The following is a 16144-nucleotide window of genomic DNA, read 5'->3' on the forward strand; positions in this document are numbered from 1 at the left end:
GGCCATGGACGCCGCGCCGCCGCTCGTGTGGATCGACCTCGAGATGTCGGGCCTCGACCCCGACCGCTGCCAGATCCTCGAGATCGCGGCGATCATCACCGACGGCGACCTCAACGTCGTCGCCGAGGGCCCCGACCTGGTGATCCACCAGCCCGACGAGGTGCTGGCGGCGATGGACGAGTGGTGCACGCGCCAGCACGGCGCGAGCGGGCTGACGGCGGCGGTGCAGGCGTCGACGGTGTCGCTCGCCGACGCGGAGGCGCAGGTGCTCGAGCTGGTCCGCCGCCACTGCCCGCCCGGCAAGTCGCCGCTGTGCGGCAACTCGATCGGCCACGACCGCAGGTTCCTGATCCGCTACATGCCCGCGCTCACCGGTCACCTCAGCTACCGCAACATCGACGTGTCGTCGGTCAAGGAGCTGGTCCGCCGCTGGTACCCCAACGTCAGCGCGCCCGCCAAGCGCGAGACCCACCGCGCGCTCGACGACATCCGTGAGTCGATCGCGGAGCTCCGGTTCTACCGCGAGCACGTGTTCCGCTGAGCCGATGCGCACGGCCGCGTTCAAGCTGCACTACTTCCTGCTGTACGCGGTGGTCGGGGCATACCTGCCCTATGTGCCAGTGTTCTTGGGACATGACCTGAAGTTACCGGACAGCCAGATCGGGTGGATCACCGGCTGCTACGGCCTCGCGGTCGTGCTCGCCCCGCCGGTGATGGCGGCCCTGGCCGACCGCAAGCTGCCCGGTCGCACGCTGGTGGCCGCCGGCTACCTGCTGTCGTGCGCGGTGCTGCTGGCGTTCGCGTGGGCCCAAGGGTTCGCGGCGGCGCTGCTGCTGTCGGCCGCGTTCGGGCTGGCCTACACGCCGCTGACGCCGCTGCTCGACGGGCTGACGTTCGCCGAGATGGCCCGCACGCGCGCGACGGGGACGCCGCCGCCGACCTACGGGGCGCTGCGCGTGTGGGGCAGCCTCGGCTTCATGGCGCCGGCGTTCGTGCTGTTCGCGGTGATGTACTCGGGCCTGGCGAGCGGGCGCGCGGCGATGCTGGTCAGCGCGGCCGCGGCCCTGCTGGCGGCCGTGTGCGCGCGCCTGCTGCCCCGGGTGCCGCCGGAGCCGCGCAGCGCGGCGGTGCCGACGGCGGCGGCGTGGGCCGAATTGCGGCGACCGCCGACGCTCGCGCTGATCGCCCCGCTGGTGCTGCTGTTCGCGTCGATCAGCGTGTTCTACGCCTTCTACCCGCGGCTGGTGGTCGAGGTGGGGATCGATCCGGCGTGGGTGGGGCTGGTGTCGAACCTCGGGGTGCTGTTCGAGCTGCCGTGGATCTTCCTGGCGCCGGCGATCCTCCGCCGCGCGAGCGTGCGCTCGCTGATGCTGTTCGGGGCGGCGTGCATGGCCGGGCGCATGGCGCTGCTGGCCGTGGTGGCGACGCCGACGACGGTGCTGGCGACGCAGGTGCTGCACGGGCCGGTGGTGCTGAGCCTGTACCTGCTGCCGCCGATGGTGCTCGACCACAAGGCGAGGCCGGACTTCCGCAACTCGGTGCAGGGGCTGTACGCGGCGCTGTGCTACGGAGCGGCGCGCTTCGTCGGCTCGGGCGCGGCCGGACACGCGGCGGAGTTCGGGCTGCAATGGGCCTTCGCGCTCGCGGCCGCGTTCGCGCTCGCAGCCGCGCTGTGGCTGGCGCTCGCGTGGCGCGACCCTGCCGTCGAGGCCGCGCTGCGGGGCTCGCGGTGACGGCGCCGCGATAACGACCTGGAGGCCAAGCCGTGAGTGTTCTTCGGGACATGCTTGGATGAACATGTCATTGAGGGCATGCTCTTGAGAACATGGCCGGATGGCCCGGTGCTCAGGCGTCGAGGCGCAGGCCGGTGAGGGGGCGATCGCCGTCCTCGCCGAAGCTGGTGTCGGGCAGGCCGAGGGCCTGGAGGATCGAGACGTAGAGGCGGGCCAGCGGGGTGCCCGTGGCGTACATGAGGTGGCGGCCGCCGCCCCACAGGTCGTCGGCGCCGGCGACGACGATCGGCAGGTCGTGGTGGGTGTGGTTGTTGCCGTCGCCGACGTCGCTGCCGAGCAGGACGATCGTCGAGCGCAGCAGGTCGCCGTCGCCGTCGGGCGTGTCGGCCAGGCGCTGCAGCAGGCGCGCGAACTGGGCGACCTGCCAGGCGTCGACCTGGCGCAGGGCGGCCTTCTTGGCGGGGTCACCGGCGTGATGGGACAGGTCGTGATGGCCGCCCTCGACGCCGAGGAACGGGAAGGCGCGGTTGCTGGCGGCGTTGCCGAGCATGAAGGAGAGCGCGCGGGTGCGGTCGCAGGCGAGCGCGAGGACCATGAGCTCGGTCATCATGTCGACGTGGGCGAGGAAGTCGGCCGGCTCGCCGGGCGAGGCGGCGGCCTTGCACGCGCCGAGGCCGACCGGGGCGTCGACCTGCCGCTCGAGCGCGCGCAGGCCGTCGAGGTAGGCGTCGAGGCGGACGCGGTCGCCGACGCCGAGGTCGCCCTCGAGGTCGTGGACGTCGGCGAGCACGACGTCGAGGACGGAGCGGCGGTTGGCGCGTCGCTCCGCCCGCGCGGCCGCGCCGGCGCCGGGGTCGTCGCCGGCGAGCAGGACGTCGAAGGCGAGCCGCGGGGAGGTGAGCTTGGGCAGGGGCGTGGTCGGCGTCGACCAGGAGATCGATCGGTGATAGGCGCAGCCGAAGCCGATGTCGCAGGCGCCGAAGGACCCACCGCCCTCGCAACCGAGCTGCAGCGAGGCGAGCGGGGTGGCGCCCGCGATCGCGGCGGCGAAGCGCTGGTCGAGCGAGACGCCGACGTGCAGGTCGACCTCGGAGCGCCGCGCCTTGCGGGCGGTGAGGAAGGCGGCCGTGCCCGAGGCGTGCGAGCCGGGCGCGTCAGGCATGCCGGGGGCGTTGGCGAGGCCGCTGAACACGAGCACGCGATCCCGCACGGGCGCGAGCGCGGCCAGCGAGGGCGACAGCTCCAGGGTCGCGTGCGGGACCGGGAACCACGCGTCGCCGACGACGCCGTTGGGCACGAAGTAACACAGGAGCCGCCGCGGAGCGATCGATTCGGCGCCGCGCGCGAGCGGCCGCATGACGTCGAGGAACGGCAGGCCGACCGCGACGGCGCCGCCGGCCAGGAAGGCGCGGCGCGAGAGGACGCGACGGGTCGAGGACTTCACGAAACCTCCCGCGGGTCGTGAGGCTGGGCGACAGAACATGTCCTTGTGGACATGATCGATCGGGCGGCCGTGGAGGCCGAATTCACGGGGCCTCCTGGGCCCGGCGGGCCCGGAACGGATCGCTCTGGACGACGGCGACGATGAGGGCGACGAGGTCGCGGCCGGCGGCGACGAACCGGGAATGGATGTCCTCGAGGACAGGTGCGTCGTCGGCCACGAGCTCGCGGCCGAGCGCGTAGGTCATGACCTTGGTGGCGACGCAGCGGGTGAAGCGAGGGTCGTCGGCGAGGATCGTCGCGAGCCCTGGGGCGCCGTCGAAGCGCTCGCCGGTGAGCAGCTGGCCGGCGGCGTCGATGAGCTCGCCGTGCTCGCTGCCCCGCCAGGCGCCGACGGCGTCGTAGTGCTCGAAGGCGAGGCCGATCGGGTCGAGGACGGCGTGGCAGCCGGCGCAGGCGGGGTTGGCCCGGTGCTGCTCGAGGCGCTCGCGCGCGGTGCTGGCGTCGCTCCCGGCCTGGGCGGCGGCGTCGGGCGGCGGCGGCGGCAACGGGGAGCACAGCAGCTGCTCGAGCACGAAGCGGCCGCGACGGGTCGGCGAGCTGGCGAACGGATAGGCGAGCACGGTCATGAGGCCCGGCTCGGTGAGCAGGCCGCGGCGCTCGTGCGCGGCGAGGTCGATGCGCGTGAAGCCGTCGCCGGCGAGGTCGTCGTCGAGGCGGTACAGCGCGGCGAGCTCGGCGTCGACGTGGGCGTGGCTGTCGAGCAGGAGGTCGCGGAGGTCGCGGCCGGGGACCAGGAACTCGCGGAAGCGCCGGCGCATGGCCTCGCGCATCGAGTCGCGCAGGGCGTCGTCGTAGTGCGGGTAGCGGTGGGCGTCGCGGAAGATGTCGTCGAGGCCGCGGAAGTACAGCCACTGCCCGGCGAAGCCGTCGACGAAGCCGCCGGCGCGCGGGTCGGCGAGCATGCGCGTGACCTCGCGGGCGAGGGTGTCCGGGTGCTGCAAGGCGCCGACCATGGCGAGGGTCAGCAGGTCCTCGTCGGGCGCGCTGCTCCACAAGAAGTAGGACAGGCGCGCGGCGAGGGCGTAGTCGTCGAGCCAGTGCGACTCGCCGGGCGGGCCGCCGTCGCGCTCCCAGCGGAAGGTGAAGTTGGGCGACAGCAGGGCGGCCTCGAGCACGCGGCGCAGGCCGGGGTCGCGGTCGGCCGGGTCGACGAGGGCGAGGTAGCGGACGAGCTCGTCCCCGGTCGGCGGGCGCCGCCAGGCGCGGGTCAGCAGCGAGTCGACGATCGTGCGCAGGCACGGCGGCGGATCGGCGGGATCGGGCTCGCACACGAACAGCGCCGCGCGGGCCGGTTCGGAGGTCAGCACGGCGCCGGCGATCGCCTCGGCGCTGTGCTGATAGAGCTGGACCAGCAGCGCCGAGGGCGGCTGCGCGGCGGCGACGGTGTCGAAGCCGAGCGCGGGCGGATCACCGGGGAACTCGCGCGCGAGCGTGGCCTCGACGCCGAGGACGTCGCGCACCGTGCCGGCGTACTCGAACGCGGTGAGGCGATGGACCATGACCTCGGGGACAGGTGGCGCGACGGCCTCGGGCGCGCACGCGACGAGCGCGAGCGCCCCGCCGAGCGCGCGTGTGCGCCAGGTGCAGCCGCGACGTCGCATGGCCGGCTCCGCGATCAGGCGCGCCGACGCCGGCGCCACGGGCCGACGAGCGCGAGGAGGGCGAGGCCGAGCAGGTCGGGCGCGCCGGGGGCCGCGTTGCAGCCGCAGCCCTCCTTGTCGCCGCTGCTGCCGCCGCCATCGGTGTCACCGTCGGTGCTGCCGTCGGGGTCGGCACCGGTGGCGCCGCTCGGGTCGACGGGCCCGGTCGTCGGGTCGGTGTCGCCTTCGCTGTCGCCCTCGCTGTCGCCGGCGGTCTCGGTGGGGGATTCGCCGGTCTCGCTGTCGGTCGCGGGGCCTTCGGTCTCGGCGCCGATGTCCTTCACCTCGATCGAGATCTCGTGCGAGTCCTGGAACTGGCCGCTGTCGCCCTCGGCCCGCAAGCTGTGGAGGCCGGGGGCCAGCGTCACCTCGAGGGTGCACGTGAAGGTGTCGTCGTCGGAACAGAGCACGGGGGCCTGGTCGTCGACGACGAGGGAGACCTGGGAGCCGAGGAAGATCTCGAACTCGATGGTGACCGGGACGACGGCGTCGGGCGAGCCGTCGATGACCGCGCCGGTCTCGGGCGTGACGATGGCGAGCGAGGCCACGGGGATGTCGCTGTCGCTCTCACCGGTGGTGACGGGCTGGGCGGCGGACACCGGGGCGGCGACGAGGCACAGGAGAGCAGTCGAACCAAGAATAAGCGAACGCATGCCGATGGGGGTAGCAAGGCCGCTCGGGCCGGTCAAGTGTGACACCGATGCCGCGGTCACGCGGCCGCCGGCCGCGGTCGAGATGGTTGAAAGGACAGGTCGCGTGCGCGGGTGTGACCGCGATGTCGCGGTCACACCCGCGCCGGTGCCCGCGGACGGTCGAGGGGCGGCGGCTCCGCGTCGTTATGAGAATGTCCCCCAGGACATGTCGTCATGAGCATGTCCTCGTGGACATGTCTGAACATTCAAGCCTGCTCGGCGGCGGCGGCGGCGGCGAGCAGGCGGGCCAGGACGGCGGCGACGATGCGGTCGCAGCGGTCGCCGGCGAAGGCGAACACGTCGCGCAGGCTGGCCCCGGCGCGCGCGAGCAGCTCGGTGCGGGCGAGCTGGCGGGCGCGGTGCAGCCGGACGCGCACGGCCTCGGCGCTGCAGCCGAGGCACGCGGCGGTCTCGGCGGTGTCGAGCTCCTGGACGTCGCGCAGGACCAGGACGAGGCGGTAGCTCTCGGGGAGCGCGTCGAGGGTGCGCACGAGCAGGTCGGCGAGGGCGCGGCGATCGAGGGCGAGGTCGGGCGCGGGCTCGTCGGCGAACGCGGCGTCGGCGGGCGGCGGCTCGTCGTCCCACGCGAGGTCGACGCGGTCGCTGCGACGGCGCCGGCGCAGCGCCTCGTGGACGGCGATCGTGGTCAACCAGGTCGACAGGCGGGCCTGGCCGGCGAACCGGTCGAGGTTGAGGTAGGCCTGCAGATAGGCCTGCTGGACGACGTCCTCGGCCTCGGCGTCGTCGCCGACGATCGCCCGCGCCGCGCGGTAGAGCCGCTGGTTGTTGCGGCGCATGATGACCTCGAAGCGGTCGACCTGGCCGGCGCGGACCCGCGCGAGGGCCTGCTCGTCGCTGAGGGGCTCGATGGGCTCGGGAGGCATGCGGGGCGCAGTCTCGCACGAGCGGCGCGGCGCGGTGTAACGCCGCGCGGGGGTCCCGACTCGAATGGGCATGACCCGAACATCGGCGCTGTCCACGAGCCTGTCCCTCCTCCTGCTGTCCCTCGCCCCGGCGTGCGGGCCGGCGAAATCCTCGGCCGGCGCGACGCCGCCGGCGGAGGCCCCGAGCTTCGCGGCGCAGGCCCGGCGCGGGCAGGCGCTCTACGGCGAGCACTGCGCGAGCTGCCACGGCGCCAGCGGCGAGGGCGGCCGGGCCCCCGCGCTCGTCGGCGAGTCGGCGCTGCCGCAGGCGGCGAGCGGCGGCCAGCGCGACGTCGAGTTCCGCACGGCCGGGGACGTGTTCCAGTGGATGAAGGCCCACATGCCGCCGAACGCGCCCGGCAGCCTCGGCGACGCGGCGTACCTCGACATCCTGGCCTTCGACCTCCAGGCCAACAACATCGATCCGGGGCCGGCGCCGCTCGACGCCGACTCGGCCGCGCAGGTGGTGCTGCACCCGTGACGAGGCGCGGCCCGGACATGTCTCCAGGGACATGTCCGGGCCGCGCCGGGAATCACATGGCCGCGAGGCCAGGTCAGTTCGGATCGGGCTTGACGGTGTCGGGCCCGCTGGCCGGGAGCTCGGGCAGCTTGATGTAGTCCTCATCGATCTTGCCGGTGAGGCTGTCGAGGAAGGCGATCAGGTAGGTCTTCTCGTCGTCGGACAGCTTGCCCTTGGCGAGCTGGTACTCGGCCATGACGTCGAGCGCGTCGCCGAGCGTCTGGGCCGAGCCGTCGTGCAGGTAGGGCGCGGTCTTGGCGACGTTGCGCAGGCCGGGGACCTTGAACACGAACTTGTCCTCGGGCTTGCCGGTGATCTTGAAGCGGCCGAGGTCCTTGGACTCGTACGGCTTCACGGCGCCGAGCTTCTGGTACATGGTGCCGCCGAGCGTCGGGCCGGTGTGGCAGCTGACGCAGTTGAGCTCGATGAACAGCTCGAGGCCGCGGAGGGCGTCGGAGTCGAGCGCGGTCATGTTGCCGTTCAGGAAGTCGTCGAACGGCGCCGGCGTGACGAGGCCGCGCTCGAAGGCGCCGATCGCCAGCGAGATGTTGCGCGGGTTGCAGGGGTCGGCGTCGCCCGGGAAGGCGGTCTTGAACAGCTCGGCGTAGCCGGGGACCGACTTGACCGAGGCGACGCAGGCGGCCTCGTCGGCGAGCGCCATCTCGACCGGGTTGGTGACCGGCTTGAGCGCCTGGTCCTCGACGTCGGTCGCGCGGCCGTCCCAGAACTGCGAGATGTGCATCGCCGCGTTGTAGACCGTGGGCGTGTTGCGTTCGCCCCGCTGCTTCTTGTGGCCCGGCGAGGTCGCCTCGTGGTCGACGCCGTAGTCGTCGAGCTTGTGGCAGCTGTTGCACGACAGGTCGTGGTTCTTCGACAGGCGGGTGTCGTAGTAGAGGATCCGCCCCAGCGCGACCTTCTCGAGGGTGATCGGGTTGTTGGCCGACTCGGCGACGGCGGGCAGCGGCGCGAAGTACTTCTTCGCGGTCTCGAGCAGCTGCGCGGCCGAGGGCACCGGCCGGCTCGGCTTCTTCTTCGCCGCGTCGGTCTTGGTGTCGGTCTTGACCTCGCCCTTGACCTCCGCGACCTTCGGCGCGGCCTTGTTGGCGCTTCCTTCGCAGCCGGCGGCCGCGACAGCGAGCCCGAGCAGGAGCAACGGGCCAGAGCAGGGAACTGGTACGGGACGCTTGCGACGAACCATGACTGTTGCGACCATAGCGCACCGTGACCAGCATTTCGCGCATTCTGCAAACTGCGACCCTGGCGCTCTTCGGGGTCTCCCTGACATCCATGGCCGCGTGCAGCGGGGGCGGTGACGGCGCCGAGAATCAGCTGCCGCTGACCAACCGCGTGTGGCTGACGAGCGTGCCGAAGAAGGCGGACGACGTGGTCGGGGCGCTCGTGGTGTTCGAGGCCAAGGGCCGGCGGCAGTTCGGCGCGCTCTACCACGGGTCCCTGCTGCGCGGGACCTTCGAGCTGTTCGAGTGGCAGCCCGACGAACACGACGGTCGCGCCCGCATGCGGCTGCTGCAGGACGACAAGTCCGTGAAGATCCGCACCGAGTCGTGCGAGCCCGATCACGGCCTCGACGCCTGCATCCTCCTGCACGGCGACCCGCTCGGGGCGGTGCGCTACCAGTCGAAGCGGATCTGGGGCCTGCGCGGGCGCCCGGCGATCTCCAGCCCGCTCGAGCTCGACGTCGCCGGCGACGTGCGCGACCTGCTGCAGGCCGACCCCGAGCTGGCGGCGCTCCTGGCCGAAGAGACATGAGTACCTGAGGACATGCGCTTGAGGACAGGCCCCAAACGACAGGTCGGTCGGGCGTGAGCGCGATCGCGGCGCTGCTCGACCGGCTGGTCGCGCAGTTCGAGGGGCCGTACGACTTCCTGCGCGAGCTGGTCCAGAACGCGCTCGACGCCGGCAGCGACCGCGCCGAGGTCGCGCTCGACGTGCACCCCGGCGAGGAGGCGGACCCCGACGAGGTTGTGTTCGAGCTGCGGGTCGCCGACGCCGGCGCGGGCATGGACGAGGCGATCATCGACGGCGGGCTGACGCGCCTGTTCGCCTCGAGCAAGGCCGACGACCGCACGATGGCCGGCGGGTTCGGGATCGGCTTCGTCAGCGTGTTCGCCTGGCAGCCCGAGGCGGTGGTGGTCCAGACCGGGCGCGCCGGCGAGGCGTGGGAGCTGACGTTCTACCCGGATCGGCGGTTCGACAAGCGGCCGCTCGCCGAGCCGTTCGAGGGCACGACGGTGACGCTGCTGCGCCGCGGGCGAGCGCCCGAGCGGGCCCAGATCGCCGAGGCGGTGCGCGACTCGCTGTGGCGCTGGTGCCGGTTCTGCCGGCTCGAGCTGTCGTTCGAAGACGTGAGCTCGGGCGAGGGCCCGGAGCTGATCCAGGACGCCCCGGCGCCGCCCGGCCCGCTGGCGATGGTCGAGGCGCAGGCCGACTCGGCGATCCACGTGGCGTTCGCGGTGCCGCCCGAGGCGGTGCTGCTGCGGCGCGGGCTGGTGCTGTCCCAGGGGACAGCCGCGGACCTGCTGGCGGACCTGCAGCCGCCGCCGGGGCCGACGCTCGAGCACCTGCAGGTGTGGGCCGACTCGCCGCACCTGCGCACGACGATGGCGCGCGACAAGGTGGTCGACGACCCGGGCCGCGCGGCGGTGCTGGGGAAGATCGCGCAGGCGATCGCGGGGCTGCGCGAGCACCTGGTCGAAAAGACAGCCGAGGCGGCGGCCGAGCCCGGGCCGTGGACCCGCGCCCGCCACGACCACTACGCGTACCTGCACGCCCACCTGGCCCGCGAGCGCGGCCACCTCGGCGCGCGCCTCGAGGGGCGCGCGCTGCTGCGCGACCTCGCGGGCGCGGCGGTGTCGCTGGCGCAGCTGCAGGCGCTGGCGCGGCCGGTGCTGTGGGCGCCGCCGGCGAGCGGCGAGGCGGCGCCGGACCGGCTGCTCGCGGCGGCCGCGGCGGCGAGGGTGCCGGTGCTGGCCGCAGAGACAGGCGACCTCGAGTGGCTCGGACGCCTGGTCGAAGGGACAGGTCTGGCGCTTGCCGAGCTCGGGCGCTCGTGCGCGCTGGTCCGCGAGGCCGCCGGCGAGGCCGAGAGCCTGCGCGCGACGGTGGAGGCGGGCCTGACCGCCGCGGGGGCGCCGGTGCGGCTGCACGTGGCGGCGGCGGAGGCGGGACCGCGTGGCGGGGTCGGGATCGAGCTCGGACGCGGGGCCGAGGGGATCCTGGTCTTGTGGACAGGTCAGCCGGTGGCGGCGGCGACCTGGCGCAGCGCGCCGCTGTGGCTCGACGCCGGCGAGCCGCTGCTGCGCGCGGCGGCGAAGAGCCACGCCGCGGAGCCGCGAGCGGCGAGCCGCGGGCTGGCGCTGGCCGTGCGCGCGCAGCTGCTCGAGGCGCCGAGTCCGGAGCGGGTGGCGGAGGCGATCGACGCGGCGGTGACGGGCGCGACGAATTGATGCGCGGTGGCGATCGGCGAGGGTCGACGCGTGGACGATCGGCGGTCGGACCCGCGGGGTCCTGACCGGAGGCGCGGGCTTCTTTTTGCCGGCCGCCCGGCGGATACTCGCGCCGCATGTCGAGCCCGATCCCGCATCAGTGGCAGGTCCCCGAGGTGTTTCGCGAGCGCATGGGCCATCAGGCCGGGCGCCAGCGCGTGATGAGCCACGCGGGCCACGTGCTGCTGATCCTGCACGAGCTGCCCGACCCGGAGACGCCGGAGCGACGGGCGGCGAAGATGTTCTGGCGCAACCCCGAGGGGACGTGGCAGTGCAGCGCGGGCGGTCCGCCGGGGATCTCGACGCTGATGGCGCACGTCGAGACGTTCATCGAGGCGGCGAACAAGCTCGAGACGCGCGGCGATCATGCCCGCACCGCCGACGAGTGGTTCGCGCTGATCCAGGCGGCCGGGCCGATGCTGCGGACGGCGCGGAACATGCACCGCGCGCTGCAAGAAGCCCGCGAGGCGGCCAAGACCGACCGCGGGCTGATCACGACGCGCGACCTGGCCGGCGACGCGGAGCGGGCTTTCGAGCTGATCCACGCCCACGCGCAGGAGGGCCTGCGCTACACCAGCGCGCGTCAGGCGGAGGAGCAGGCGCGCGGGGCCCAGCACATGCTCGAGGCGGCCCACCGCCTCAACATGATCGCGGCGGTGTTCCTGCCGGTGACGGCGGTGGCGACGCTGCTGGGCATGAACCTGCGCCACGGGCTCGAGTCGTGGCCGGCGCCGCAGACGTTCTGGATCACGCTGGCGCTGTGCTTCGCGTTCGGGCTGTGGATCAAGGCGTCGATGCCGCGGCCGCAGCCGGCCGAGGAGCCGAAGCCGCCGGGCAAGGGCAAGGCCAAGGCCGGCAAGGGCAAGCGCTGAGAAGAAAAACGTCCGAAGGGACAGGCGGTTCGGAGGCGCTGGTGCGCTGCAGAACCTCGAGGTCCCGGTCGGCTGGAACGCTCGCGCGAGCTCGCCTGGCTCACGGTTCGGTTTGCGGGGCGATCGTCAGCTCGGTCTGTACTTCGGGCTCTCCGAAGGTCCGGTGGTTGATGATGCGACAGCGCTGGACGACGCCGACGAGCTGGTACCTCGGCTTCGCCCGCGCATCGACCCCCGGACCGACCGCGAGCGGTTTGAGGGCCACCTTCTCCCCGGAAGTGCCGGTCAGCTTGTCGGAGACGTACTCGATGCCGGTGACGAGGTCGATGATCTGGGGCTCGTGCTCGAGGAGCGCCGACGTCGCGCCGAAGATTCCGCCCTGCAGGCACTCGTACCAGACGACCTGCACGCGATGGCCGACCGGTATCGGCGCGTGAAACAGGACAGTGATCTTCTTCATGCGGCGAGGATAGTCGCGACGTGACCGGCCGCCCACCGGGGTTCATTGCAGTCGCCTCGCCGCGAGGTGCGAGGAAGCGCGGCCGCGAGGCTTGTGAGCGTATGCATCGCGCCGTCGCCCGTGGTCGTGCTCGCCCGCGCGAGGCGTGGCTGCGCGGCGACGAGATCGCCGCGTTCGGCGCGAGGGCGCGGGTTTGCGGTAGACTCGGCGCGGTGACGGTGCGGGGGACGACGGCGGACGGCTCGCGGCGCGCGGAGGCGCGGGCGTGAGCGAGCTGCACCCGAGCGTGGCCGCGGCGCTCGGACGGATCTGCCGCGCCGAGGGCGACGCGGGGGCGCTGCGGGCGTTCACCGTGGCGCGCACCGAGGCGGTGCTGCGCCTGCGCGAGCTGCCGCGCCCGGGTGCGTGGCACTTCACGCTGCCGCTGGTGCGGGCCGCCAACGCGGTGGCCCTCAGGGCGCGAGGCTTCGCCCGCGAGTGCGACGACGGCGAGGTGCGCGTGCTGACGCTGGCGTTCTCGACGGCGGGCTTCGACTACGCGGAGGTCGACCTGCGCGGGCTGGTGCTGGCGGCGGCGGATGGTGATTCGGACATGTCCGAAGAGGCAGGGCATGCCGCGGGCTCCTCGGCCTCGCTGTGGCGCCGGCTGGTCGGCGCGGGGGTCAACGAGGCGCTCGCCGGCGGGCCGATCGCGGTCGAGGTGCGGACGGCGGCGGGGGCGGTGCGATACGTCCGGAAGGACAGCCACGCGGCGGGCCAGGACCCGTACGGCGAGCAGCGCGGGGCGGGCCGCTGCCCGCCGCAGGCGTTCGAGGTCGAGGTGCGGTGGCCGCGGCCGGGCTTCGGGCGCCGGCTGACGACCTGGCTGGCGCGCCAGGCGGGGGCCGAGGCGGCGCTGACGGAGCTGTGGCTGGCGGCGCTGCCGGGGTCGGAGCCGGCCCAGACGGCGGGCAAGGGGATCGAGCTCGGCCGGCCGCTGCCGGGGATGAAGGTGTCTCTCGGGACAGCCGACGCGCCGGTCGGGACGTGGGGCTGGGAGCCGCAGCTCGGCGGGCCGTGGCTGGTGCGCGAGGGGGTGCGGCTGGTGTCGCTGGCGCCGGCGCTGACGCGGCTCGGGCTGACGCCGGGCGAGTTCGCCGGGTGGATCGAGTGCCCGCGCGTGCGCTTGACGGCCGACGAGGCGTCGGTGGCGCTCGACGCAAACTGCGAGCTGCTGGCGGCGTGGCTGCTCGACGCGCGCGCGCACAGCTTCCCGGGCAAGCGCGGCGGGTTCGTGGTCGAGTGGCCGAGCGAGCTGCGCCACGTGCCGACGCTGAGCGGCCGGCCGGCGCCGATCGAGCAGGTGATCCAGCGCTGCCGCCAGGGCCGCGACCTGGTGTACGTGTGGCCCCACCACGCCGAGTCGGTGCCGTCGTCGATCCGCGCGCGGGTGTTCGCGCTGTGGCCGTCGGAGCTGGCGCTGGTGCGCGCGGCGATCCCGGAGGCGCGCCTGGTGCCGGCGCGCGCGCTCGGCGAGAGCCCGCAGCTCGAGCGAGCTGACCTTTCAAACCTGTACAAGAGCGCATTGCCCCCAGTACAGGTCGAGCTCGGGGCCGAGGCGACGGCGCGCACGTCGACCGGGGCGCGGCTGCGGGTCGAGCTCGCGGCGTTCGTGCACCGGTTCGCGTCGGCCGGGGAGGGGGCGATCGCGCTGCTGTTCCACGAGCGCCGGGTCGCCCACGTGCGCGAGGCGGGGCGCACGATCGCCGGGGTGACGCTGGTGGCCAAGCTGATCGGCGAGACGGCGGAGGCGCTGACGATCGACGGGCTGCGGGCCGAGAAGGAGCTGCTGAACGCGATCGCGGAGCGCTGCCGAGCGGCGGCGTCGCGGGCGATCGACCGCCTGCTGGCGCCGGCGCTGGCCCACAAGAGCCCGTGGGAGCTGCCGCTGGTGCGCGCGCGGGCGGGGGCGCTGACGGGGGCGGCGCTGGGGGTGCGCTACCGGCAAGCGGCCGGCGGCGAGGCGGCGGAGCTGGCGTGGGACGAGTCGCCGCTGCTGGCGCTGGCGGTCGGACACGACATGGCCGGGCAGCCGGTGACGCTGCAGCAGGCGCTCGTCAGGTGTCGCGACGCCGGCGGGATCGTGGTCGAAGATCCGAAGCAGCGCTGGACCACCTTCCGCTCGCCCGACCCGCGCCACGAGCCGTGGGCGCTCAGCCGCGAGGGCCGGGCGCTGGTCGAGCGGGTGGCGGGCGAGCCTGTCCTCTGGGACATGCCGACGGTGGCCGAGGGCCACCTGCAGCCGGCGCCGGCGGCGGGGCAGCGGCGGCTGGTCCTCGGAGCAGGTGCGATCGAGCGGGCGATCGCGACGCCGCGGCCACCGCGGGCCCGCGCCGATCTGCGGGCCCACCTGCTGGTGGCGGAGGCGCTGGGACAGGCGGCGCCGGAGGTGGTCGACATGGCGCTGTGGACCCGCTACGACCCGCGCACGCTCGATCCGGTGCGCACGGTGTCGCGCTCGGACGCCCGCGCCGAGGGCCTGGGGCTGCTGCCGCCGGGGTCGAGCACGCGCGCGCTGGCGGGGCCGGTGCTGCTGGTGACGCCGGGCGAGGCGCGGCTGTTGCACGCCGCGGGTCATCCGCTGGCGGCGGCAGCCGCGGCGACGACGGCGATGCCGGCGACGCGGACGAGCCGGGCGCCGCTGCGCCGCGCGGGCGCGGCTCCGACGTCGCTGGCGGTGCTGCCGGTCGCCGACGCGCTGTACCTCGGGGCCCTGCGCGTCGAGGCGCGCCCGAGCAAGATCGCGGTGTGGGGCGGCGGGCTGCACATCAACGACCTCGACCTGCCGCCGCCGCTCGACTGGATCGGCGGGCGCCTGGCGCTGACCCGCGAGGGGGCGCGCGTCGGCAGCGAGCGCCTGGCGGCCCAGGTGAAGCGGCTGGCCCGCGAGGCGGTGCGCACGGCGCTGCGCGAGCGGCTGCTGCACGCGCCGGGCTCGCCGCAGCGGGCCGGGCTCGACGCGTTCCGCGAGCGCTGCGCGGCGCCCGGGTCACCTGTCGCGGAGTTCATGCGCGAACGGCCAGGTCTCGACGGGCATGTCCTTGCGGACATGTGCGCGGGGACGCTGAAGCAGCACCCGCTGCGCCGGCTGGCCCCGGGCCCGCGCCGGCTCGAGGGGCTGCTGCGGCAGGCGCTGACGCGGCCGCTGGCGGTCGAGGGGGCGATCCTGTCGTGGCAGGCGGCCCGCCTGGGCAACGTGGAGGGCCGCGCGTGGTCGATCGAGCTCGGCCGCCGCAACGCGGAGATCCAGCGCGCGCTGGTCGACGACGCGCCGAACGACGCGCTGTTCGCGGCCGCGGCGCTGGCGCTGGCCCAGGTGTTCGCCGAGGCGCGTCAGCGCGGGCTCGACGGCGCGGGGCTTCCCGACGAGCTGGTGGCCGGGTATCGTGTCCTCGCCTTGCTGTACGCACATGTCCCTTGAGTCATCCATGCAACACGCCTCCAATCGCGACTGGCTGGCCGCCGAGCCGTTCACGCTGGCCCTGTCGGCCGGGTTCTTCGGCTTCTTCGCCCACACCGGGGTGCTGCAGGCGCTCGAGGAGGCCGGGCTGGCTCCGCGGCGGATCGTCGGGGTCAGCGCGGGGGCGCTGGCGGGCGGGTTGTGGGCCTCGGGCCTGTCGGCGACCGAGCTGGCCGACGAGCTGCTGCGCCTGCGCCGGGTCGACTTCTGGGACCCGGGCCTGCCGCTCGGCGGGCTGCTCAAGGGCGGCAAGTTCGCGGCGAAGCTGCGCTCCCTGCTCGACGCGCGCGGGGTGATCCGCGTCGAGGACTGCAGGCTGCCGTTCGCGGCGGTGGTCTACGACGTGGTGTCCAGGCGCGTGCGCGCGGTCGACCGCGGGCCGCTCGGGCCGGCGATCCAGGCGTCGTGCACGGTGCCGCTGATGTTCCGCCCGCTGCGCCACGAGGGCCGCCTGCTGCTCGACGGCGGAGTGGCCGACCGCCTCGGCCTGTGCGCGCTGCAGCCCGGCGAGCGCGCGCTCCACCACGCGCTGCGCTCGCGCAGCCCGTGGCGCGGGCTGACGCCGGGTGTTCCAAAGGACATGTTCGTGGGGCCAGGGCGGAGGATGCTGGTGATCGACGACCTGCCGCGCGTGACGCCGTTCCGCCTCGACGCCGGGCCGGCGGCGCTGAAGCGGGCCCACACGGCGATGACCGGCTGGCTGGCAGCGCGCAGCTGAAGCTGACGACGGGACGCGCCCGCGATGACCGTGCGGGCTCGCTCGCACTCATCAAAGGACATGTCCGATGGGGCGTGTCCT

General features: G+C 74.2%; 14 protein-coding genes. 8 read left to right on the plus strand and 6 right to left on the minus strand.

Going from position 1 to position 16144, the window contains the following annotated elements; genetic code table 11:
• Positions 1-4: 4 nt before the first annotated feature.
• Positions 5-541 (plus strand): oligoribonuclease, encoded by a 537-nt coding sequence (orn, locus tag K7C98_RS01900; protein ID WP_224189750.1) that lies wholly within the window; start codon positions 5-7, stop codon positions 539-541.
• Between the two features lie 4 nt (positions 542-545).
• A complete protein-coding gene (locus tag K7C98_RS01905; RefSeq protein WP_224189751.1) occupies positions 546-1733 on the plus strand; it encodes an MFS transporter in 1188 nt (395 codons plus the stop codon).
• A 112-nt stretch (positions 1734-1845) separates the two neighbouring features.
• On the opposite strand, the gene K7C98_RS01910 is transcribed toward K7C98_RS01905, so the two are convergent.
• From K7C98_RS01910 to K7C98_RS01925, 4 genes are all read right to left on the minus strand, one after another.
• Positions 1846-3177, minus strand: coding sequence for a DUF1552 domain-containing protein (locus K7C98_RS01910; RefSeq protein WP_224189752.1), 1332 nt, complete (start codon positions 3175-3177; stop codon positions 1846-1848).
• An 82-nt stretch (positions 3178-3259) separates the two neighbouring features.
• A complete protein-coding gene (locus tag K7C98_RS01915) occupies positions 3260-4837 on the minus strand; it encodes a DUF1592 domain-containing protein (RefSeq protein WP_224189753.1) in 1578 nt (525 codons plus the stop codon).
• 14 nt (positions 4838-4851) lie between these two features.
• Positions 4852-5529 carry an MYXO-CTERM sorting domain-containing protein gene (locus K7C98_RS01920; protein WP_224189754.1) on the minus strand — a complete coding sequence of 226 codons (678 nt, stop codon included), beginning with the start codon at positions 5527-5529 and terminating at the stop codon, positions 4852-4854.
• 245 nt (positions 5530-5774) lie between these two features.
• Positions 5775-6452, minus strand: coding sequence for an RNA polymerase sigma factor (locus K7C98_RS01925; protein ID WP_224189755.1), 678 nt, complete (start codon positions 6450-6452; stop codon positions 5775-5777).
• Positions 6453-6522: 70 nt separating this feature from the next.
• Between K7C98_RS01925 and K7C98_RS01930 the strand changes: the two genes are divergently transcribed.
• On the plus strand, positions 6523-6972 hold the full coding sequence (locus K7C98_RS01930; RefSeq protein WP_224189756.1) for a c-type cytochrome: 450 nt from the start codon (positions 6523-6525) through the stop codon (positions 6970-6972).
• Positions 6973-7045: 73 nt separating this feature from the next.
• Here the strand turns inward: K7C98_RS01930 and K7C98_RS01935 are convergent, their stop codons facing one another.
• Entirely contained in the window at positions 7046-8209 is a 1164-nt protein-coding gene (locus K7C98_RS01935) for a cytochrome-c peroxidase (protein ID WP_224189757.1), read from the minus strand.
• 89 nt (positions 8210-8298) lie between these two features.
• Here K7C98_RS01935 and K7C98_RS01940 point away from each other — a divergent pair, with 89 nt between their 5' ends.
• The 3 genes from K7C98_RS01940 (at position 8299) to K7C98_RS01950 (ending at position 11386) form a co-directional block, all read left to right on the plus strand.
• The gene (locus K7C98_RS01940) at positions 8299-8778 is read left to right on the plus strand and encodes a hypothetical protein (RefSeq protein ID WP_224189758.1); all 480 of its coding nucleotides are present in this window, start codon (positions 8299-8301) and stop codon (positions 8776-8778) included.
• 53 nt (positions 8779-8831) lie between these two features.
• Positions 8832-10475, plus strand: a complete 1644-nt coding sequence (locus tag K7C98_RS01945) for an ATP-binding protein (RefSeq protein WP_224189759.1) — start codon at positions 8832-8834, stop codon at positions 10473-10475.
• A gap of 116 nt (positions 10476-10591) precedes the next feature.
• Entirely contained in the window at positions 10592-11386 is a 795-nt protein-coding gene (locus tag K7C98_RS01950; protein ID WP_224189760.1) for a CorA family divalent cation transporter, read from the plus strand.
• A gap of 100 nt (positions 11387-11486) precedes the next feature.
• On the opposite strand, the gene K7C98_RS01955 is transcribed toward K7C98_RS01950, so the two are convergent.
• Positions 11487-11846: a hypothetical protein gene (locus K7C98_RS01955; RefSeq protein ID WP_224189761.1), complete on the minus strand. Its 360-nt coding sequence runs from the start codon at positions 11844-11846 to the stop codon at positions 11487-11489.
• A 265-nt stretch (positions 11847-12111) separates the two neighbouring features.
• Between K7C98_RS01955 and K7C98_RS01960 the strand changes: the two genes are divergently transcribed.
• Positions 12112-15306 carry a hypothetical protein gene (locus tag K7C98_RS01960; protein ID WP_224189762.1) on the plus strand — a complete coding sequence of 1065 codons (3195 nt, stop codon included), beginning with the start codon at positions 12112-12114 and terminating at the stop codon, positions 15304-15306.
• A 7-nt stretch (positions 15307-15313) separates the two neighbouring features.
• Positions 15314-16063, plus strand: a complete 750-nt coding sequence (locus K7C98_RS01965; protein WP_224189763.1) for a patatin-like phospholipase family protein — start codon at positions 15314-15316, stop codon at positions 16061-16063.
• Positions 16064-16144: the final 81 nt, after the last annotated feature.

Origin of the sequence: Nannocystis pusilla (assembly GCF_020073745.1) — a bacterium.
Lineage (GTDB): Bacteria > Myxococcota_A > Polyangia > Nannocystales > Nannocystaceae > Nannocystis > Nannocystis radixulma.

Excerpts from the sequence above, each read along its gene's own strand:
- orn (WP_224189750.1), top strand. The coding sequence starts at position 5 with ATGGACGCCGCGCCGCCGCTCGTGTGGATCGACCTCGAGATGTCGGGC.
- K7C98_RS01930 (WP_224189756.1), top strand. The coding sequence starts at position 6,523 with ATGACCCGAACATCGGCGCTGTCCACGAGCCTGTCCCTCCTCCTGCTG.
- K7C98_RS01935 (WP_224189757.1), bottom strand. The coding sequence starts at position 8,209 with ATGGTTCGTCGCAAGCGTCCCGTACCAGTTCCCTGCTCTGGCCCGTTG.
- K7C98_RS01920 (WP_224189754.1), bottom strand. The coding sequence starts at position 5,529 with ATGCGTTCGCTTATTCTTGGTTCGACTGCTCTCCTGTGCCTCGTCGCC.
- K7C98_RS01940 (WP_224189758.1), top strand. The coding sequence starts at position 8,299 with ATGGCCGCGTGCAGCGGGGGCGGTGACGGCGCCGAGAATCAGCTGCCG.
- K7C98_RS01950 (WP_224189760.1), top strand. The coding sequence starts at position 10,592 with ATGTCGAGCCCGATCCCGCATCAGTGGCAGGTCCCCGAGGTGTTTCGC.
- K7C98_RS01955 (WP_224189761.1), bottom strand. The coding sequence starts at position 11,846 with ATGAAGAAGATCACTGTCCTGTTTCACGCGCCGATACCGGTCGGCCAT.
- K7C98_RS01905 (WP_224189751.1), top strand. The coding sequence starts at position 546 with ATGCGCACGGCCGCGTTCAAGCTGCACTACTTCCTGCTGTACGCGGTG.
- K7C98_RS01925 (WP_224189755.1), bottom strand. The coding sequence starts at position 6,452 with ATGCCTCCCGAGCCCATCGAGCCCCTCAGCGACGAGCAGGCCCTCGCG.
- K7C98_RS01965 (WP_224189763.1), top strand. The coding sequence starts at position 15,314 with ATGCAACACGCCTCCAATCGCGACTGGCTGGCCGCCGAGCCGTTCACG.
- K7C98_RS01915 (WP_224189753.1), bottom strand. The coding sequence starts at position 4,837 with ATGCGACGTCGCGGCTGCACCTGGCGCACACGCGCGCTCGGCGGGGCG.